The sequence below is a fragment of the Streptomyces sp. DH24 genome (assembly GCF_029813775.1).
Lineage (GTDB): Bacteria > Actinomycetota > Actinomycetes > Streptomycetales > Streptomycetaceae > Streptomyces.
In genome coordinates this window covers 74725-95329 of record NZ_JARVKW010000015.1, presented here as the reverse complement: position 1 = coordinate 95329, position 20605 = coordinate 74725, and the positions used below count along the sequence as shown (strand labels likewise).

General features: G+C 74.1%; 14 protein-coding genes. 10 read left to right on the top strand and 4 right to left on the bottom strand.

Going from position 1 to position 20605, the window contains the following annotated elements; translation table 11 throughout:
* Nucleotides 1–535: 535 nt before the first annotated feature.
* The 7 genes from QC282_RS14750 to QC282_RS14720 all read left to right on the top strand — a co-directional run bounded on the left by QC282_RS14750 (nt 536) and on the right by QC282_RS14720 (nt 9805).
* The gene (locus QC282_RS14750; RefSeq protein ID WP_279549799.1) at nt 536–2335 is read left to right on the top strand and encodes a S8 family serine peptidase; all 1800 of its coding nucleotides are present in this window, start codon (nt 536–538) and stop codon (nt 2333–2335) included.
* Nucleotides 2336–2552: 217 nt separating this feature from the next.
* Nucleotides 2553–3200, top strand: a complete 648-nt coding sequence (locus tag QC282_RS14745) for a ScbR family autoregulator-binding transcription factor (protein WP_279549798.1) — start codon at nt 2553–2555, stop codon at nt 3198–3200.
* Between the two features lie 22 nt (nt 3201–3222).
* Complete coding sequence (locus tag QC282_RS14740; protein WP_279549797.1) at nt 3223–4401, top strand: damage-control phosphatase ARMT1 family protein; 1179 nt, start codon at nt 3223–3225, stop codon at nt 4399–4401.
* Nucleotides 4402–4522: 121 nt separating this feature from the next.
* Nucleotides 4523–6679 (top strand): germacradienol/geosmin synthase Cyc2, encoded by a 2157-nt coding sequence (gene cyc2 / locus QC282_RS14735; RefSeq protein WP_279549796.1) that lies wholly within the window; start codon nt 4523–4525, stop codon nt 6677–6679.
* A gap of 168 nt (nt 6680–6847) precedes the next feature.
* Nucleotides 6848–7462 (top strand): PDZ domain-containing protein, encoded by a 615-nt coding sequence (locus tag QC282_RS14730; protein WP_279549795.1) that lies wholly within the window; start codon nt 6848–6850, stop codon nt 7460–7462.
* Between the two features lie 133 nt (nt 7463–7595).
* Nucleotides 7596–8723 (top strand): aminopeptidase P family protein, encoded by a 1128-nt coding sequence (locus tag QC282_RS14725; RefSeq protein WP_279549794.1) that lies wholly within the window; start codon nt 7596–7598, stop codon nt 8721–8723.
* Nucleotides 8724–8821: 98 nt separating this feature from the next.
* Complete coding sequence (locus tag QC282_RS14720; protein WP_279549793.1) at nt 8822–9805, top strand: aminoglycoside phosphotransferase family protein; 984 nt, start codon at nt 8822–8824, stop codon at nt 9803–9805.
* 228 nt (nt 9806–10033) lie between these two features.
* Here the strand turns inward: QC282_RS14720 and treZ are convergent, their stop codons facing one another.
* Complete coding sequence (treZ, locus tag QC282_RS14715) at nt 10034–11779, bottom strand: malto-oligosyltrehalose trehalohydrolase (RefSeq protein ID WP_279549792.1); 1746 nt, start codon at nt 11777–11779, stop codon at nt 10034–10036.
* 196 nt (nt 11780–11975) lie between these two features.
* On the opposite strand from treZ, the gene QC282_RS14710 reads away from it, so the two are divergent.
* The 3 genes from QC282_RS14710 (at nt 11976) to QC282_RS14700 (ending at nt 14438) form a co-directional block, all read left to right on the top strand.
* Nucleotides 11976–12527, top strand: a complete 552-nt coding sequence (locus QC282_RS14710; protein ID WP_279549791.1) for a DUF1707 and FHA domain-containing protein — start codon at nt 11976–11978, stop codon at nt 12525–12527.
* Nucleotides 12528–12681: 154 nt separating this feature from the next.
* Entirely contained in the window at nt 12682–14028 is a 1347-nt protein-coding gene (locus tag QC282_RS14705) for a M14 family zinc carboxypeptidase (RefSeq protein ID WP_279549860.1), read from the top strand.
* A complete protein-coding gene (locus QC282_RS14700; RefSeq protein WP_279549790.1) occupies nt 14025–14438 on the top strand; it encodes an SSI family serine proteinase inhibitor in 414 nt (137 codons plus the stop codon). The genes QC282_RS14705 and QC282_RS14700 overlap by 4 nt, the downstream gene beginning before the upstream one ends.
* 85 nt (nt 14439–14523) lie before the next feature.
* On the opposite strand, the gene QC282_RS14695 is transcribed toward QC282_RS14700, so the two are convergent.
* The 3 genes from QC282_RS14695 to glgX all read right to left on the bottom strand — a co-directional run bounded on the left by QC282_RS14695 (nt 14524) and on the right by glgX (nt 20598).
* Entirely contained in the window at nt 14524–15774 is a 1251-nt protein-coding gene (locus QC282_RS14695) for a M14 family zinc carboxypeptidase (protein WP_279549789.1), read from the bottom strand.
* Between the two features lie 245 nt (nt 15775–16019).
* Nucleotides 16020–18386: a malto-oligosyltrehalose synthase gene (gene treY / locus QC282_RS14690; RefSeq protein ID WP_279549788.1), complete on the bottom strand. Its 2367-nt coding sequence runs from the start codon at nt 18384–18386 to the stop codon at nt 16020–16022.
* Nucleotides 18387–18480: 94 nt separating this feature from the next.
* Entirely contained in the window at nt 18481–20598 is a 2118-nt protein-coding gene (gene glgX, locus QC282_RS14685; protein WP_279549787.1) for a glycogen debranching protein GlgX, read from the bottom strand.
* Nucleotides 20599–20605 lie beyond the last annotated feature (7 nt).

Here is a 20605-nt window from a genome sequence, read left to right as displayed (position 1 = left end):
ACCGGCACGCCGCCCGCCCGCCCGGCGCGGCCGTCGCCCTCGGGCGAGCAGGCCACCACGCGGCCGGCCGGGTCCGTCGGCGCCCCGTGCCCGTGTGCCCGGCCCGCCGTCCACAGCGGCAGCAGCGGCGGGGCCGTCAGGACGGCAAGTGCGGTACGCCGCACGGTGATCCGGGTCATCCGCTGCGGTTCCTCGTCCGGCACGGGAACGGCCCCTGTGCCATGCGGGAGAACGGCGCGGCGCGTTCACGCAGTGACGTCCCGGGCGAAGCGGACCAACCCGTGCCAACCGGCCACCGCACAGGGGGTGTTTCCGGCCGGATCGAGGGTGTGTCAAGGGTTTCCCCTGTATCCGCATAACCGGCGCTTTGCCTATCGTTCGAGCACAGCTGACCCACAGGTAACCCCGAACGGGTCCGCCCTTCACGCACGGCCGGCCATCGCGTTGCCCCTCGATGAACCCCCCGCCGCTTCCCCGACGAAGCGATCGACCCTGGCTCCGCGCTGCCCGGAGCCACGGCACGAAAGGCAAGCCCTTGCGTACCCCCAACTCCCCGAGACGGGCCCTGATATCCGTCGCCGCGCTCTCCGCGGCCCTGCTCACCGCCGCCACCGCCCAGGCGGCCGTCGCCCAGGAAGACGCCACCCGGGAGACCCCCGTCCCCGCGGCCCGCACCGAGGCCGCCCCCGGCGCCCCCGCCGAGCGCCTCATCGTCGGCTACACGTCGGGCGCCGCCGAGGCCAGGTCGGACAAGGCCGCCGACGCCGACGCCGCTGCCAAGGGCGAGAAGGCCGGCGAGAACCTCGACTTCAGCCGCCGCCTCGGCACCGGAGCCGCCCTCGTCGACCTCGGCGAGAACGTCACCCGGTCGGACGTCGCCGACGTCATCGCCGAGTACGAGGCCGACCCGCAGGTCGCCTACGTCGTGCCGGACCGCCTCAACAAGCCGTTCGCCACCCCGAACGACACCGAGTACACCAACCAGTGGGACCTCTTCGAGGCCACCGCCGGCATGCGCGTGCCGGGCGCCTGGGACCTGTCCACCGGCAGCGGCGTCACCGTCGCCGTCATCGACACCGGCTACGTCGCCCACAGCGACCTCGCCGCCAACGTCGTCGCCGGCTACGACTTCATCTCCGACACCGCGGTCGCCGTCGACGGCAACGGCCGCGACAGCAACCCGGCGGACCCGGGCGACTGGTACGCCACCGACGAGTGCGGCACGGGCACCGGCTCCAGCGACTCCTCCTGGCACGGCACGCACGTCGCGGGCACCATCGCCGCCGTCACCAACAACAGCAAGGGCGTCGCCGGCATCGCCCACGGCGCGAAGGTCTCCCCGCTGCGCGTCCTCGGCAAGTGCGGCGGCTACGACTCCGACATCATCGACGCCATCACCTGGGCGTCCGGCGGCACCGTCTCCGGCGTGCCCGCCAACACCAACGTCGCCAAGGTCATCAACATGAGCCTGGGCGGCAGCGGAGCGTGCACCAGCGCCACCCAGAACGCCATCAACGCCGCCGTCAACCGCGGCACCACGGTCGTCGTCGCGGCGGGCAACAGCAACGCCAACGCCGCGAACTACTCCCCGGCGAGCTGCAACAACGTCATCTCGGTCGCCGCGACCAACCGCTCCGGCAGCCGCTCGTACTACTCCAACTACGGCACGGTCGTCGACATCGCCGCGCCCGGCGGCGAGACCCGCACCACCACCTCCGGCGGCATCCTGTCCACGCTGAACTCCGGCACCCGGACCCCGTCGACCGAGAACTACGCCTACTACCAGGGCACCAGCATGGCCGCCCCGCACATCGCCGGCCTGGCCGCCCTGATGAAGTCGGCGAACTCCGCCCTCACCCCGGCGCAGATCGAGTCGGCGATCAAGACCAACGCCCGTGCCCTGCCCGGCACCTGCACCGGCGGCTGCGGCGCCGGCCTCGCCGACGCCACCAAGACGGTCCAGGCCGTCAAGGGCGGCACCGGCACCGGCTCCACCTACACCAGCAGCGGCCCCGTCGCCATCCCGGACGCCGGGTCGGCCGTCGAGTCGCCGATCACCGTCACCGGCCGCAGCGGCAACGCCCCCTCGGCCCTCCAGGTCGGCGTGGACATCACCCACACCTACCGCGGTGACCTCGTCGTCGACCTGGTCGCGCCCGACGGCTCGACGTACCGCCTGAAGTCCTCCAGCACCTCCGACTCCGCGGACAACGTCACCACCACCTACACGGTGAACGCCTCCGCCGAGACCGCGAACGGCACCTGGAAGCTGCGCGTGCAGGACCTGTACGCGCAGGACACCGGCACGATCAACAGCTGGAAGCTGACCTTCTGACCCACCGCACGCGCCCCGGCCGGGGGCGCGTGCGCGGGACCGGCGGGCCGGGCGGCGCGGATGGGGCGCCGACCGGCCCGCCCTGTTGTGGCCGGAGGGACCCCGGTGACCCGGCATAATGACGTGACAGCCACTGTCGTATGGTGAGTCGATGTGCACGGGGGGTAGTTGGTCACACGGTACAACCCGTCCATATCCATCCCGGGAGTGTCAGCCGATGGCGAGGCAGTTACGCGCCGAACAGACCCGCGCGACCATCATCACGGCCGCGGCCGACCTGTTCGACCGTCACGGCTACGAGTCCACCAGCCTCAGCGACATCGTGGAGCACGCCCGCGTCACCAAGGGCGCGCTGTACTTCCACTTCGCGGCCAAGGAGGACCTGGCGCACGCCATCATGGAGATCCAGTCCCGGACGCTGCGCCGCCTGGCGAACGACCTGGACAGCCGTGGCTACTCCTCCCTCGAAGCCCTGATGCGCATCACGTTCGGCATCACCCGGCTGTCCGTCGAGGGCCCGATCCTGCGGGCCGGGCTGCGGCTCGCGACCGGCGGGGTCCGCGTCCGCCCGCCGCTCGCCCACCCGTTCGCGGAGTGGCGGGACATCGCCACGAGCAAACTCCGGGGCGCCGTCCGGGAGTCCGACGTGCACCCGGACGTCGACGCGCAGGCCGTCGCCCACTCCCTGGTCAGCGCCTTCGTCGGCGCCGCCGTCGTGGGCCACAGCCTCGACCCGCTCGCCCGGCAGCCCCGCAGAACGGCCGAGCTGTGGCGCATCATGATCCGCGGCCTGGTGCCGGTGCCCCGCCGGGCCCGCTACGTCGGCCTCGCCGCGCGCCTGGAGCGGGAGATCACCACGGCCTGACCCGCGGGGTACGGTGACCCGCATGCCCCACAGCCCGTCCGCGCCCGTGATCCTCGGCAACGAACCCGGCTCGTTCCCGCACGGCGTGCTCGCCGAACGGCACCCCGCCATCGTCCGGCAGGTCCGCGACGCCTTCCCGTACGGGCCGGGACAGCACCGCGCCCTCGACGCGCTGCTCGCGAGCTGCGCCGGGGGCCGGATCGAGGAACTGCCCGCCGACGCGCACGACGCCGGCCGGTGGGCGTCCTGGGGCCTGGGCGACCACGCCGGACGGTCCTGGTTCGACGTGCCGTGGCTGTGGTCAGAGAGCTACTTCTACCGCCGGCTCCTCGACGCGGTCGGCTACTTCGCACCGGGCCCCTGGCAGGGCATCGACCCCTTCCGCCCGTTCAAGCTCGCCGAACTCGACGCACCCGGCACGGACGAGGAACTCGCCGCCCTCGACGGCCTCGCCGACCTGCCCGCCGACGAACAGGACCGGGCCCTGCTGCACGGCTCGCTGTGGGGCAACCGCGCCGACCTCGGCTTCCGGCTCTCCGCCGGCGGCACCGGCGCGGCGGGCGCCACCCCGCCGCTGGTCGCCGACGACAGCGCGGCCCTCTGGTCGCTGCTGCCGCCCTCCGGCACCGGCACGCTGTGCCTGATCGCCGACAACGCGGGCCGGGAACTCGTCCCCGACCTGCTGCTCGTCGCCCACCTCCTGGAGCGCGGGCGGATCGGCCGCGCCGTCCTGCACGTCAAGCCGTACCCGTACTACGTCTCCGACGCCACGACCGCCGACGTCGTCGACGCCCTGCGCCGCCTCACCGGCGCGACGGGGACGGCCGCGCGGTACGGCGGGGTCCTGTGGGCCGCCATGGCCGACGGACGGCTCACGGTGCGGGCGCACCCCTTCGCCGCCGGGCCGCTGCCGTTCGCGGAACTCCCCGACGACCTGCGCGCGGAGTTCGCCGCGGCCACCGTGACGATCGTCAAGGGCGACCTCAACTACCGCCGCCTGGTGGGCGACCGGCGCTGGGCACCGACCACACCGTTCGCGGACGTCACCGCCCACTTCCCCGGCCCGGTCGCCGCGCTGCGCACCCTCAAGTCCGACGTCGTCACCGGCCTCGACGCCACCACCGAGGCCGCGCTGACGGCCGCCGAGGAACAGCGCTGGCGCGTCAGCGGCACACACGCCCTGATCCAGGTACGGAGTTGAGCGCGCGCCGCTGAGCGCGGGGCGAGGGCGGTGAGTGCCCGGTTCGCCCCCGGTTCACGCGATGGTGTGATCATGTCCCGGCGTCCGGATGCCGCCGGTGGGCCACGGGTAGGGCCCGGCCATGACGCAGCCGTTTCAACTCCCGCACTTCTACATGCCGTATCCCGCGCGGCTGAACCCGCACGTCGACGAGGCCCGTGCCCACTCGACGGCCTGGGCACGCGAGATGGGCATGCTGGAGGGCTCAGGCATCTGGGAGCAGTCCGACCTCGACGCGCACGACTACGGACTGCTGTGCGCCTACACCCACCCCGACTGCGACGGACCCGCCCTGTCCCTGATCACCGACTGGTACGTGTGGGTCTTCTTCTTCGACGACCACTTCCTGGACATGTTCAAGCGCACCCAGGACCGCGCCGCGGGCAAGGCCCACCTCGACCGGCTGCCCCTCTTCATGCCGCTCGACCTCGCGACCGACGTGCCCGAGCCGCGGAACCCGGTCGAGGCGGGCCTCGCCGACCTGTGGGCGCGCACCGTCCCGGCGATGTCCGCCGACTGGCGCCGCCGCTTCGCCGTCGCCACCGAGCACCTCCTCAACGAGTCACTGTGGGAGCTGTCCAACATCAACGAGGGACGGATCGCCAACCCCGTCGAGTACATCGAGATGCGCCGCAAGGTGGGCGGCGCCCCCTGGTCGGCGGGGCTCGTGGAGTACGCCACCGCCGAAGTGCCCGCCGCCGTCGCCGGGTCCAGGCCGCTCAGGGTGCTGATGGAGACGTTCTCCGACGCCGTCCACCTGCGCAACGACCTGTTCTCCTACCAGCGCGAAGTGGAGGACGAAGGCGAGAACAGCAACGGCGTGCTCGTCCTGGAGACCTTCTTCGGCTGCACGACCCAGGAGGCCGCCGACACCGTCAACGACATCCTCACCTCGCGCCTGCACCAGTTCGAGCACACCGCCCTCACCGAAGTGCCCGCGCTCGCCGCCGAGAAGGGCCTCACGCCCGAGGAGACGGCGGCCGTCGCGGCGTACGCGAAGGGCCTGCAGGACTGGCAGTCCGGCGGCCACGAGTGGCACCTGCGCTCCAGCCGCTACATGAACAAGGAGGCCCGCACCACCAGCCCGTGGCAGGCCCCCACCGGACTCGGCACGTCCGCCGCCGACGTCCGCGCGCTGCTCGCCTCGGCCGGCGCGGAACGCCTGCGCGCCCACACGCACGTGCCGTACCGGAAGGTCGGCCCCTCGCGGATCCCCGACCTCCTCATGCCGTTCGCACTGCGCCTCAACCCCGGCCTGGAGGGTTCCCGCGCCCGGCTGTTCCCGTGGGCGCACCGCATGGGCATCCTCAGCGAGGGCGTCTGGGACGAGGACAAGCTCACGGTCAACGACCTGGCGCTGTGCGCGGCCGGACTCAACCCGGACGGCAGCCCCGAGGCGCTCGACCTCGGCACCCAGTGGCTCGCCTGGGGCACCTACGCCGACGACTACTACCCGCTCGTCTTCGGCCACCGCCGCGACCTGGCAGGCGCCAAGCTCAGCACCGAACGCCTCACGGCCTGCATGCCCGTCGAGGGTGAACCACCGCTCGCCCCGGCCAACGGCATGGAGCGGTCCCTGGCCGACCTGTGGCTGCGTACCACCGCCGAGATGACCGCGGAGCAGCGCCGCACACTCAAGGCCGCCATCTGCGACATGCTCCAGAGCTGGCTGTGGGAGCTGTCCAACCAGATCCAGAACCGCATCCCCGACCCGGTGGACTACCTGGAGATGCGCCGCGCCACCTTCGGCTCCGACCTCACCCTGAGCCTGTGCCGCATGGGCCACGGCCCGGCCGTCCCGCCCGAGGTCTACCGCAGCGGGCCGGTCCGCTCCCTGGAGAACGCGGCCATCGACTACGCCTGCCTGCTCAACGACGTCTTCTCGTACCAGAAGGAGATCGAGTACGAGGGCGAGATGCACAACGCGATCCTCGTCGTGCAGAACTTCTTCGGCTGCGACTACCCGGCCGCCCTCGGCGTCGTGCACGACCTGATGACGCAGCGCATGCAGCAGTTCCAGCACGTCGTCGCCCACGAACTCCCCGTCCTGTACGAGGACTTCGCACTGTCGGAGGAGGCCCGCGCGGTCATCCGCGACTACGTGGTGAGCCTGGAGAACTGGCTGGCCGGCATCCTCAACTGGCACCGCGAGGTCGACCGTTACCGGGCCGACCACCTGGCCCGCCGCGCCCACGGCTTCGTCCCCGACCGGCCACCGGCGGTGCCGGTGCTCCGCTGAGGGACAGCGGGGCCGACAGGGCCGGAGGCGCCTCGCATCGGCGGGGCGCCCCCGGCCCCCGCATGCCGGGAAGCGGGCTGCTTTCCGGCTCGACCGCAGGTCAGTCTCACTCGTTCGTGGCACGTCGTGCGCCGGCGCGAAGGGTAGGGCTCTGGCCGGAGGCGATCCATGGAACAGACAGCGTTGCGTCCCAAGCCCATGCCCGGCCAGGACTCCGGCGGCACCGTGCCCGCCGGAGGCAGTGCCCCTGCCGCCGCCCGGTGCCCGCACACCGCGCGCCGCCGGGGGCGACGGCTGCTGAAACCGCTGTCGGCCCTGCTCGCCTGCCTGGTCCTGGTCCTCGCGGGCGTCGGACTCGGCACGGTCGGCGCCACGGTCGCCGGCATGAGCCGGCTCGCCGAGCTCCAGCAGCAGGCGGCCCGGCAACCGCACCGGACACCGGCCCCCGGCGGTGCGGCCACCGCCCGCCCCGGCGCAGGCCGCTCCTCCGCCGCCCCGCCGCCCGCACCCGCGCGCGCGGGAGGCACGCTCGGCCTGGCGGCCGTGGACGACGACGGGCCCGGCGCCCGGATCGTCGGCGTCCACGTCCCCGGCCCCGGCCACGCGGCGGGCCTGGTCCGGGGCGATGTCCTCCTGGCGTTCGGCACCACCCGCGTCGACACCGCCGCCGACCTGGCCCGCGCCGTGTCCCGGGCCCGCCCCGGAGACCCGGTCGAGCTGGTCGTACGCCATGACAGCGGCGGCTACCGGCAGCTGACGGTGGTCCCCGGCGTCGTCACCTGACCGGCCGTACCCCCGCGGCCGGACCCGGGCGCCGAGGACAACGTGCGGCAAAGCCGAACAACCGGCTCGCGTGGCCCCCTCCGGACGGGCAGGATGCTGCCCGTAGTCCCTTCATCACCCGAGGGAGGCCAGGATGAGCGGCACCACGACCGCGCCCTTCACCGCCGACGACTACCAGGCACGCATGGCCCGAGCCGCGCGCACCGCGGCCGACGCCGGACTCGCCGGTCTCCTGGTGGCGCCGGGCCCCGACCTGGTCTGGCTCACCGGCTACGCGCCCACCGCCGAGACCGAGCGGCTCACCCTGCTGGTCCTCGTCCCCGGCCGCGACCCCGTCCTCGTCGTCCCCGCGCTCGAAGCCCCCGACGCCGAGCGGGCGGGCGGCGCCCCCGCCCTGACCCTGCGCGACTGGACCGACGGCAAGGACCCCTACCTCGCCACCGCCGAGCTCCTCGACCCCGCCGGACGCTACGGAGTCAGCGACAACACCTGGGCCCTGCACCTGCTGGCTCTCCAGCGCGCCCTGCCCGGCACGGGCTACGCCGCCCTCACCGACGCGCTGCCCATGCTGCGCGCCGTCAAGGACGCCGCCGAGCTGGAACTGCTGGCCGCCGCCGGCGCCGCCGCCGACGCGGCGTTCGAGGACATCCGGAACGTGCCGTTCGCCGGGCGCCGGGAGACCGACGTCGCCGCCGACCTCGCCGAACTGCTGCGCCGCCACGGGCACTCCCGGGTCGACTTCACGATCGTCGCCTCGGGGCCCAACGGCGCCAACCCGCACCACGAGGCCGGCCGGCGCGTCATCGAACACGGCGACATGGTCGTCCTCGACTTCGGCGGCCTGCGCGACGGCTACGGCTCCGACACCTCCCGCACCGTCCACGTCGGCGAACCCACCGAGGAGGAGCGCCGCGTCCACGACATCGTGCGCGCGGCCCAGGAGGCGGGCTTCCGTGCGGTGCGGCCCGGCGCCGCCTGCCAGGACGTCGACCGGGCGGCCCGCGCGGTCATCACCGACGCCGGGTACGGGGAGCGGTTCATCCACCGCACCGGGCACGGCATCGGCGTCACCACGCACGAGCCGCCCTACATGGTCGAGGGCGAGGAGCAGCCGCTCGTACCCGGCATGTGCTTCTCCGTGGAACCCGGCATCTACCTGCCCGGCCGCTTCGGTGTGCGCATCGAGGACATCGTCACGGTCACCGAGGACGGCGGGCGCCGCCTCAACGACACGACCCGCGAGATGGTCGTGGTCGACTGACCGGGCCGGGCGCGGAACGCGAAAACCGAAGGGCGCGAGAGGTCCGGCAGACCCGGTGGACCAAGAGCGCGACATCCCCGAGCGACGACGGCGCGACCATGACCCAGGCACCGACACCCACCGCGGACACCGTCCGCCGACTGGTCCGTACGCTGCTGAAGGAGGCCCGGAACGGGACGGGAGGCCCGGCCGGCCCGGACGGCACCGCGGGCCCCGACGTCCGGCCCGCGGAGGAGGGCGCCGACCCCGCCACCTGGTGGGTCGGCGACCGCCACGTGCTGCGGCTCGCCGCCGACCGGGACGCCGCCGTGCGCCGGAGCCGCGAACTGCACCTGCGCGACCTCGTCCGCCCGCACGTCCCGGTCACCGTGCCGGCCAGCGTGGCCCGCGGCGAGTGGGCGCCCGGGCTGCCGTACACCCTGGACACCCGGGTGCCCGGCGGCTCGGCCGACGAGCACGACGTGTCCGCCGTCGGCGAGGCCGACCTGGCCGCGCTGCTCACGGGACTGCGCGAGGTGCCCGTACGCGCCGCCGAGACGCTCGGCGTGCCGCGCCGCGCCCCGCGCTCCCTGGAGGCGCTGCGCCGGTCGGCCGGACGCGCCGCCGAACGCCTCGGGCGGGCCGACGAGTTCGACCCCGCGCGCCTCCACCAGCTGACCGGTCCGGCCGCGAGCCGGCTCGCGGCGCAGCCCGGCACCGCGGTCCTCGTCCACCACGCCCTGACGGGCGAGCACCTCGTGGTCGCCGCGGACGGCCGGGTGCGCGGCGTGCTCGGCTGGGCCGACGCCGTGGTCGGCGACCCCGCCGAGGACATCGCCGGCCTCGCCCGCGCGGTCGGCTCACCCGCCGCGGTACGCGCCGCCACCCTCGCCGGGTACGGGCCCCGCCCCTGCCTGCGCGGCCTGTGGCTCGCCCGCTGCGACGCGATCCTCCACCTCGCCGACGCCCTCGCGGGCCACGGCCCGGCGCCCCTGCCACTCCTGCGCGGCCGCCTGCGCCGCGCCTGGGAGGCGATCCTGCTGGAACGCGTGACGGAGCCACGACCGGAGGACGAACCGGAACCGGGCACGCAGGACGCGTAAACGCTTGCGCCGCATGCCCGCACACGGCTGCGGCGCCCGTCGCCCGTGCGCCTCATACCTGTGTCGGCACAGCGCCCACACACGGCTGCGCCGACTGTCGCCCGTGCGCCTCCCACCTGTGTGGGCATGGCGCTCAGGCACGGCTGCGCCGCCCATGGCCAGGACCCTCCACACCTGCGCGTCGGCACAGCGCTCACGCACGGCCGCGCCGCCCGCCGTCCGCGCCCCTCACACCTGCGTCAGCACCACGCAGGACTCCCCGGGCACGTGCAGCACCCCGTCCGGGCCCGGTGCCTCGACCGGGTCCCACGCGGCCAGTACGTGCGTCTCGCCGCCGCCCAGCGGGATCGCCGCCGGCTCGGCGGACAGGTTCACGGCGACGCGGACGTCCCCGCGCCGGAAGGCCAGCCAGCGCTCCTCCTCGTCGAAGGCCACCTTCGTGTCGGCGAGGTCCGGGTCGGTGAGGTCGGGCTGTTCGCGGCGCAGCGCGAGGAGCCGGCGGTACCAGGCCAGCACGCGCGCGTGCGGCTCCCGCCCGGGCTCGGACCAGTCGAGGCAGGACCGGTCGCGGGTCGCGGGGTCCTGCGGGTCGGGCACGTCCTCCTCGGCCCAGCCGTGCGCCGCGAACTCCCGCCGCCTGCCCCGCCGTACGGCCTCGGCGAGCTCGGGGTCGGTGTGGTCGGTGAAGAACTGCCAGGGCGTGCCCGCCGCCCACTCCTCGCCCATGAACAGCATCGGCGTGAACGGCGCGGTCAGCACCAGCGCCGCCGCGCAGGCCAGCAGACCGGGGGAGAGCAGCGCGGACAGCCGGTCGCCCTGGGCGCGGTTGCCGATCTGGTCGTGGGTCTGGCTGTAGCCGAGCAGCCGGTGCGCCGCCACGCGCGTACGGTCCAGGGGACGGCCGTGGCGCCGCTCCCGGAAGCTGGAGTAGGTGCCGTCGTGGAAGTAGCCGCCCGTCAGCGTCTTGGCCACGGCGGCGAGGGGTGCACGCGCGAAGTCGGCGTAGTAGCCCTGGGACTCGCCCGTCAGCGCGGTGTGCAGGGCGTGATGGAAGTCGTCGTTCCACTGCGCGTGCACGCCGAGGCCGTTCGCCGCGCGCGGGGTGACGATCCGCGGGTCGTTCAGGTCGGACTCGGCGATCAGGAACAGCGGCCGGTCCACCTCGGCGGCCAGCGCGTCCACGGCCGTCGACAGTTCCTCCAGGAAGTGGCACGCACGCGTGTCGGCGAGCGCGTGCACGGCGTCCAGCCGCAGCCCGTCGATCCGGTAGTCCCGCAGCCACGCCAGCGCGCTGCCGACGAGATAGTCGCGCACCTCGTCGGAGCCGGGCGCGTCCAGGTTGACGGCGACGCCCCACGGCGTGTGGTGGGTGTCCGTGAAGTACGGCCCGAACTGCGGCAGATAGTTCCCGGACGGGCCCAGGTGGTTGTGCACGACGTCGAGGACGACACCGAGGCCCAGGCCGTGCGCCCGGTCGACGAAACGCTTCAGCGCGTCGGGCCCGCCGTACGGCTCGTGCACCGCCCACAGGGACACTCCCTCGTAGCCCCAGCCGTGCCGACCGGGGAAGGGGCACAGCGGCATCAACTCGACGTGTGTGACGCCCAGTTCCGCGAGGTGGCCGAGCCGCTCGGCGGCGGCGTCCAGGGTGCCCTCGGGCGTGTACGTGCCCACGTGAAGTTCGTACAGCACCGCACCGGGCAGCGGGCGGCCCGCCCACTCGGCACGCCACGCGTGGCGCCCGTGGTCCACGACCGCGCTCAGCCCGTCCGGCCCGTCCGGCTGCCGGCGCGAGCGCGGATCGGGCAGCACGGGCCCGTCGTCCAGCGCGAAGCCGTACCGGGAGCCGTCGCGCGCCTCCGCCTCGCCGCGCCACCATCCCGTCCGTTCCGGATCGCGTTCCAACGCGCGCGTCACGCCGTCGCACTGGAGCGTCACACGGCCGGCCTGCGGTGCCCACACCTCGAACTGCACGGACGGTTCCCCTTCGTCTGCTCACCGTGACGTAGCCCGTCCATGGTGCGTCAAACGAGATCGATCCGCTTTTGAAACACCCCATTCGCCGCAGGTGCCGCGCGCCGTCCGGGCCCGGCGCCGCCCGGCACGCACGCGTGGCGGCCGTTTTCCCGTTTTCTGGACACCCCGGCCCGGCTGACCGACAATCACCTGCGTGACGTCGTCATTCGAGTTCAACACGTTCCCCGCGCGGGTCTCCGACGTGGAGCGCGACAAGGCGCTGAAGGTACTGCGTGACGGCGTCGCCATGGGCCGGCTGTCCCACGACACGTTCATCCACCGCATGGAGCTGGCCCTCGCCGCCCGGCGCCCGGACGAGCTCGCCCGGCTCACGGCGGACCTGCCGAGCGGGGGCCGCGCCTCGCGCATGGTCTTCGGCGCGGTCGAGGCGGTGTCCGGGTTCACCGTACGGCTGCGCCGGGCCTGGCGGGCCGAGCGGCTGCCCAAGCTGCTGCTGCCGCACCCCGGCACCGGCCACCCGCTGCGCATAGGCCGCGACCCCGCCAACGGCCTCAGGCTCAACCACGAGACGGTGTCCCGCGTGCACGCCGAACTCAGCCGGCAGGGCGGCATGTGGGTCCTGCGGGACCTCGGTTCCACGAACGGCACGACGGTGAACGGCCGACGGGTCGTGGGCGCCGCCGTGGTCCGCGAGGGCGACCAGATCGCCTTCGGCCGGATGGCCTTCCGCCTCGCCGCCAACTGAGCCGAACCTTAGCTCTGGCCTGGGCGTTACCGTCGACCGCCGCAAAAATGCCGTATCGCGTCGCGGTGTTGACGTACCTCCTCAAGCCGTGACTGACTGTGCGTACACCGTGCATATCGGGTGAGCCGACCGCACCGCCTCGTGGAGGTGTGTCCTGCAACCACTCCTCCGCTACCACACCGTCGACGAGCTCGCCGCCCGCGCCGCCGCGCTCGTCGACCGCCGGCCCCGCGACGCCCGGCTGCGGCGCGTCGGCACCTCCCGCGCGGGCACGCCGCTGTGGCTGCTGTCCGTCGGCCACGGCAGCCGCCAGGCCCTCGTCGTCGCCGGACCGCATGCCAACGAACCCGTGGGCGGCGCCACCGTCCTGCGGCTGGCCGAACGGGCGCTGGCCGACCCCCGGCTCACCGCGGACGCCGACGCCACCTGGAACCTGCTGCTGTGCCTCGACCCCGACGGACTGCGCCGCAACGAGCGCTGGCTGCCGGGCCCGTACACCCTCGGCCGGTACTTCCGGAACTTCTTCCGGCCCGGCTTCCTGGAACAGCCCGAGTGGCTGCCCGACGGGTCGGCCGCCGTCGCCCTCCCCGAGACCCGCGCGCTGCTCGACCTCCACGACGAACTGCGGCCCTTCCTGCAGTGCTCCCTGCACGGCGTCGACGTCGGCGGCGGCTTCGTGGAGGTGACCGACGACCTGCCCGGCCTCGCCCAGCGCGTCGCCCGCGCCTCCGCCCGCCTCGGCATCCCGCGCGAACTCGGCGCCTTCGATACCCTGTACTGGCCCGACCTGGGCCCCGCCGTCTACCTGATCCCGCCGCCGCGCCGCGGCGACCTGGCCGCCGCCATCACCGAGGCCGCCGTCGAGTCGACCTGGTACCACCCGCACCGGCACGGCACCGTCACGGCCGTCGTGGAGGCACCCATGTGGGGGGTGAACGCCGTGGCGGACTCCGCGCCGTCCGCCGACCCGGAGGCGGTCCTGCGCACCATCAGCCGCACCCTGCGCCACGACGCCCGGCTGCTGACGGCACTCCTCGCCCGCATCCGGCCGCACGTCGCCGCCGTCCCGGACGCCGCGCCGCTGCTCGCGCCCGTCGACGACTACCTGCTCGTCTGCCCCGGCCTCGCCGACACCTGGGACCCCGACACCCCGGGAGGCCACACCCTCCCGCCGCTCGGCGCCGCCCACCTCGCGGCGCTGCGCATCGCCGGGCGCCGGCTGGCGCTGCGCACCGCGGGACTGCTGCACCAGCTGGTGACCGCCGCCGGACGCGACCCGGCCGGTGTGCTGCCGGAACTGGACCGGCTCATCGACGCGTGGTGCGCCGACTACCGCGACGGACACGGCGCCCGCTGGATACCGGTCGCACGCCAGGCGGAGTACCAGGCGCGCGTGGTGCTCGCCGCGTTCGAGCTGGCCGCCCGGCACACACCCGCGTGCTCCCGTTCGGGTGAGTCCGGGTGGGGTTCCCAGCCCGCCGTGCCGATGCATCGGGAATGACGTACACCACCACAGCGAAAGCGGTACGGGGCGGCCTGCTCGCGGCGGCCGCTCTCCTCGTCGCCTGCGCCGCCCCGGCCGGTGCGACCGTCAAGAGCCCCGGCGACTGGCTCTACCTCACCGTCGTCCGGGGCGACGCCCGCTCCCACGAAACGCGCGGCACTCTGCTGCTGTGCGACCCGCCCCAGGGCCACGCCCGCGCGGCCGAGGCGTGCGCGGAACTCGACGCGACGGGCGGCGACCTGCGCGCCCTGCCGCTGCGGGACGCCTTCTGCCCGATGGTCCACGCGCCCGTGACGGCACACGCGCGCGGGGAGTGGCACGGGCGCCCGGTGGACTACACGGAGACGTTCTCGAACGCCTGCGTCATGACGGCACGCACCGGTCCCGTCTTCGCCCTGGACGACTGAGCGGCGCGTCGGCCGCCGCCGGCGGCAGGCGGCGGTTCACCGGCCTCACCGGCCGGGAGGGCGGTGCGGGTCGCGCGCCGACGGCTCACAGCGCCCTCTCGCGCGCGTGCAGGGCCGTCGCGACGACCGTCCGCGACTGGTGCTCGACCTGGTGCGCCACCGGCACCCAGCGGGCCCGGAACCGCGCCGCGAAGGCGTCGCTCCAGTGCGCGACGAGCCGTTCGAGACGAGGCGCCGCACGGTCGTCGGTCTCCCGCAGGACCCGCAGCAGCATGGCCGCCGTCCGCAGCGGCACCCGGCGCGCGAAGGCGTCGACACTGCCCACGTACGCGCGCGTGCCGTCCACGGGCGGCGTGTGGATCAGGTCGGCCGCGAGCCCCGGCACCAGCTCCAGACCCCACCGCACGGCCCGCATCAGGGGCCCGTCGACGCCCTCCAGACGGGGCAGCACGTCCTCGAACACGTCCCGCACCTCCAGCGTGTCGCGCTGGAGCCGGTGCGCGAGCCGCCGTATCGCGGAGGCCGGGGCCGGATGCGGCGCCGGATCGTCCACCAGGTCGCTCGCCCACATCGGCACCTCGACGACCGCGGTGAGACCGCCGTACCGGTGGGCGTGGTACCAGGTGCTGTGCCGCGCGTCGTCCGACAGGCTCGGGTAGGCCCGGCCCGCCTCGGCGGCGGGCAGGACCCGCACACCGGGCCCGGCGGCCGGCCAGCCGGCGGCGTCCGAGGCGCCCGTCTCGACGGGGATGTGCAGCTCCGCGGCGGACTTGGCGAACGGCTCGGCCAGACCGGGCACGTCACGCGTCAACTGCACCCAGCTGCCGCCCAGTTCGGTGCCGTGCAGGGTCACCTGGAGGTAGGGGCGCAGCTCGTCTATGACGCCGGTCAGGGCACGGGTCTCCGGCGGCAGCCGGTCGGGCGGCAGCACGGACGGCGCCCACTCGGGCTGCTCGGGCCCGGCGGGCCGGAAGAACCCGAGGTGGTAGTCGAACAGGCTGCGCGGCGCCGGTGTCACATGGAGGCTCGCCCCGTCGGGGTCCGCGCACAGCAGGAAGTGCCAGGACGTGTCGTCCCGCAACGCCCGCTCCTGCAGCACCCGTTCGGCGAGGGCGAGCAGCGTGGGCCCACCGGCCGGCTCGTTGGAGTGGGCGCCCGCCACGACGAGCACGGCCCGCCGCGCCCGGCCCACCGACAGCAGGTGCAGGGCCCTGCCCGCCCGGGACACGCCCACCTGCCGCAGGGCACACACGCCCGGCCATCGGGCGGTCAACGCCCGTGCGGACGAGACCAGTTCGGTCACCGTGGGGTAGCGCAGCTCCGGCAGGAGACTCACCCCCGTCACGTCCACCCGGCCTCGCCACTCGCAGTACCCCACGCCTGCCGGGGCATGTCAAGGACACCCCGCGCAGTCTCCACCGGGCCTGGACTCACCGCTGGTGAGGTGCCCGGCCGGCCGGCGCCGGGCCCCCTTCGCCGACCGCCCCGCGACGGTGGACCGGCGCCCGCCCCGCCCCCCGCTCGTGCCTCGGGCGCCCCGCCCGCGCCCCGCGTCCTCCTGCGACGTGGCCCCCGGCCCGCTCACTCCTCCCCGGCGTCGTTCCCGGCCCGCTCCAGCAGGGCCACCGGCAGTCGTGCGAACAGGTCCGCCACGGGCACGCGGCCCGTGAACTCCCGGGAACCGTCGAGGACGTCGGTCCACCGGCCCGGTGGCAGAGGAAGTTCCGTGTCCTGCCAGCCGCCCGCCTCGGCGAGGCGCAGCGACAGGCGGGTCACCGCGGTGACGACCCGGCCCGAGCGGGCGAAGGCCAGGCAGTGGGCCGCCGCCGGGCCCTCGGCCGCCAGCGGTGCGTACGTCGCCGCGTCGCCGAACGCCCCGGGGCGCCGGGCCCGCAGCCGCAGCGCCGCGCGCGTCAGATCGGCCTTCTCGCCGCCGTCCTCGGGCGGGAAGCTCACCGGACGCCGGTTGTCGGGGTCGACCAGGGCCAGGTACTCGGCCTCGGTGCCCTGGTAGACGTCGGGCACGCCCGGCATCGTCAGATGGACCAGGGCCGCGCCGAGGACGTTCGCCCGGATGTGCGGCTCCAGCGCGCCGCGGAAGGCCAGCACACGTTCGCCCGGCACGCCGCACGGCCCCGCCGCCACGAACCGCTCCACCGCCTCCTCGTACGGCGGCTCCTGCTCCGTCCAGCTCGTGTGGAGACCGGCCTCCCGCACGTGCTTCAGCAACGCGTCCCGCACTCGCTCCGGCGCCGCCGGGCCGAGCCCGAACACCGTCTGCCAGGCCGCCCACGCCAGCTGCGCGTCGGGCACGCCGTCCTCGGCGCGGGTCACCTCCGCCAGCAGGTCGGCCCAGCGCCGCGGGCACTCGGTGAGCACGGCCAGCGCCGCCCGCACGTCGGCGCTGCGCTTGGTGTCGTGCGTCGACACGACGGTCCCCGACACCGGCCAGTCGCGCTGCACGCGCGTGCAGTAGGCGTGGAACTCCTCGGGCGGCAGGGCGGGGCGGCCCGGTTCGCCGCCCACCTCGGTCGCCGACAGCAGCGGCACGTACCGGTAGAACGCCGTGTCCTCCACGGACTTGGCGCGCAGCGCCGACGCGGTCTGCGCGAACCGGGTCCGGAACTCCACGTGCTCCGGCCCGTCGCCGTACCGCGCGAGCAGCAGGTCCCGTACGACGTCGACCGCGCCCGCCTCCTCGGGGACGACGAACGCGAGCCGGGCCTCGGCGGCGGCCTCCTCGGTGACGACGGACGCCGCGTCGCCGGGCGTGTAGGGCCGGTACACCTCCAGGCGGACCAGCAGTTCCTGGAGCGCGAGGCGCAACGCCCAGGGCGCCCGGTCGCGCAGCGCGGGCTCCGGCGCGGCGGCGCACACCCGGACCGCCGCCCGGGTCAGCCGGTCCAGCTCGGTGGCCAGCTCGTGCCTGATCACCTGGTACGCGGCCCGGCGCGCCGTCGCCGCCCAGTCGCCGCCCCGGTCCGTCTGCGGGGCCGCGAAGCGCCGGTACCGGTCCAGGAGCTCCCCGCATCCGGCCGGGTCCGCGAACAGGCCGTCGACGCGGCGCAGGGCGTCGTAGCCGGTGGTGCCCGCGACCGGCCAGGACGCCGGCAGGTGCTCGTGGTCGGCGAGGATCTTCTCCACGACCGTCCAGCACCCGCCGGTCGCCTCGTGCAGCCGCCGCAGGTACCCGCCGGGGTCGGACAGCCCGTCCGGGTGGTCGACGCGCAGGCCGTCGATCACGCCCTCGCGCAGCAGCCGCAGGACGGTGGCGTGGGTGGCCTCGAAGACCTCCGGGTCCTCCACCCGCACCCCGATCAGCTCCGAGATGCTGAAGAAGCGGCGGTAGTTGAGCTCGGTGCGGGCCAGCCGCCACCACACCGGGCGGTACCACTGCGCGTCCAGCAACTGCGGCAGCGGCAGGTCGGCCGTGCCCTCGCGCAGCGGGAGGACGTGGTCGTAGTAGCGCAGCACGTCGCCGTCCGCCTTGAGCCGGCCGATCTCGTCGCCGAGCGGCCCGCCGAGCACCGGCAGCAGCACCTGCCCGTCCTGCGCCTCCCAGTCGATGTCGAACCACCGCGCGTACGGCGAGGCCGGCCCGTCCCGCAGCACCTCCCACAGGGCGCGGTTGTGGCGCGGCGCCATCGCCATGTGGTTCGGCACGATGTCCAGCACCAGCCCGAGGCCGTGCTCCCGCGCCGTCCGCGCCAGCGCCCGCAGGCCCTCCTCGCCGCCCAGCTCCGCACGCACGCGCGCGTGGTCCACCACGTCGTAGCCGTGCAGGGACCCCGGCACGGCCTCCAGGACGGGGGACAGATGCAGATGCGAGACGCCGAGCGAGGCCAGGTACGGCACGGCCGCCGCGGCGGCAGCGAACGGGAAGCCGGGCTGCAGCTGGAGCCGGTAGGTGGCCGTGGGAACCACGGGGTCGCGTCGCTCAGGTGTCATGGAGACGTACGTACCCGCCCGGCCGCCCTTCGTGTCATCCCCGGCGGTCGGCGATGTGCCCCGGGTCGCCCGAACGGACGATCCGGGGCACCGCTCACACCGGTCGCTGGAGCACCGTCATGCTGCGGTCCACCAGAGTCAGCCGGTCCCCGGCCTGCACCTTCGGGCCCTTGCCCGGCGGCACCCCGTCCGGGCGGGCCGTGTCGACGACCACCTGCCACTGCCGGCCGTGGTCGACGGGCACCACGAAGTCCAGCGGCTTCGGCGAGGCGTTGAACATCAGCAGGAACGAGTCGTCGGTGATGCGCTCCCCGCGCGTGCCCGGCTCCGAGATCGCGTTGCCGTTGAGGAACACCGTCAGCGCCGAGGCCCGTGCCGAGTTCCAGTCCCGCTGGGTCATCTCCTGACCCTCCGGGGTGAACCAGGCGATGTCGGACAGCTCGTCGTGGGTGCCCTCCACGGACCGCCCGTGGAAGAAGCGCCGCCTGCGGAACACGGGATGGTCCTTGCGCAGCCACACCATCGCGCGCGTGAAGTCGAACAGCTCCCTGGCCGGACCCTCGGGCCCCGGCCACGCCACCCAGGCCAGCTCGTTGTCCTGGCAGTAGGCGTTGTTGTTGCCGCGCTGGGTGCGCGCGAACTCGTCGCCGTGGCTGATCATGGGCACGCCCTGGGACAGCATCAGCGTCGCGATGAAGTTCCGCATCTGCCGCGCGCGCAGCGCCAGCACGTCCGGGTCGTCCGTGTCGCCCTCGACGCCGCAGTTCCACGACCGGTTGTGGCTCTCGCCGTCCCGGTTGTCCTCGCCGTTGGCCTCGTTGTGCTTGTCGTTGTACGCCACCAGGTCGTGCAGCGTGAAGCCGTCGTGACAGGTCACGAAGTTGATGGAGGCCAGCGGGCGGCGCCCGTCGTCCTGGTAGAGGTCCGACGAGCCGGTCAGCCGCGAGGCGAACTCGGCGAGCGTGCGCGGCTCGCCCCGCCACAGGTCCCGCACGGTGTCGCGGTACTTGCCGTTCCACTCCGTCCACAGCGGCGGGAAGTTGCCCACCTGGTAGCCGCCCTCGCCGACGTCCCACGGCTCGGCGATCAGCTTCACCTGCGACACCACCGGGTCCTGCTGCACCAGGTCGAAGAACGACGACAGCCGGTCCACCTCGTGGAACTGCCGGGCCAGGGTCGCCGCGAGGTCGAAGCGGAACCCGTCGACGTGCATCTCGGTGACCCAGTACCGCAGCGAGTCCATGATCATCTGGAGGACGTGCGGGGACCGCATGAGCAGGGAGTTCCCGGTGCCCGTCGTGTCCATGTAGTAGCGGGGATCGTCCGTGAGCCGGTAGTACTGCGGGTTGTCCAGGCCCTTGAAGGACAGCGTGGGCCCCAGGTGGTTGCCCTCGGCCGTGTGGTTGTAGACCACGTCGAGGATCACCTCGATCCCGGCCTCGTGCAGCGCCTTCACCGCCGACTTGAACTCCAGCACCTGCTGGCCGCGGTCGCCCCAGGAGGCGTACGCGTTGTGCGGGGCGAAGAAGCCGATCGTGTTGTAGCCCCAGTAGTTGTTCAGGCCCATGTCGACCAGCCGGTGGTCGTTCACGAACTGGTGTACGGGCATCAGCTCCAGGGCCGTGACCCCGAGCTCCGTCAGATGGTCGATGACGGCCGGGTGCGCCAGCCCCGCGTAGGTGCCGCGCAGCTCCTCCGGCAGCCCCGGGTGGCGCATGGTCAGGCCCTTCACGTGGGCCTCGTAGATCACCGTGTGGTGGTACTCGGTGCGGGGGCGCCGGTCGTCGCCCCAGTCGAAGTACGGGTTGACCACGACCGACGTCATCGTGTGCGGCGCCGAGTCCAGGTCGTTGCGTCTGTCCGGTGCGTCGAAGTGGTAGCCGTACACCTCCTCACCCCAGCCGATCGTGCCGCTGATCGCACGCGCGTACGGGTCGAGCAGCAGCTTCGCCGAGTTGCAGCGCAACCCCCGTTCGGGCGCGTACGGGCCGTGCACGCGGTATCCGTACCGCTGCCCCGGCATCACGCCCGGCACGTACGCGTGCCGGACGAACGCGTCGCTCTCCCGCAGCTCGATCGCCGTCTCCGAGCCGTCGTCGTGCAGCAGACACAGCTCTACTCGGTCCGCGGCCTCCGTGAAGACCGCGAAGTTGGTGCCGGCGCCGTCGTACGTGGCACCGAGTGGATACGCCTCTCCAGGCCAGACCTGCATGGACACG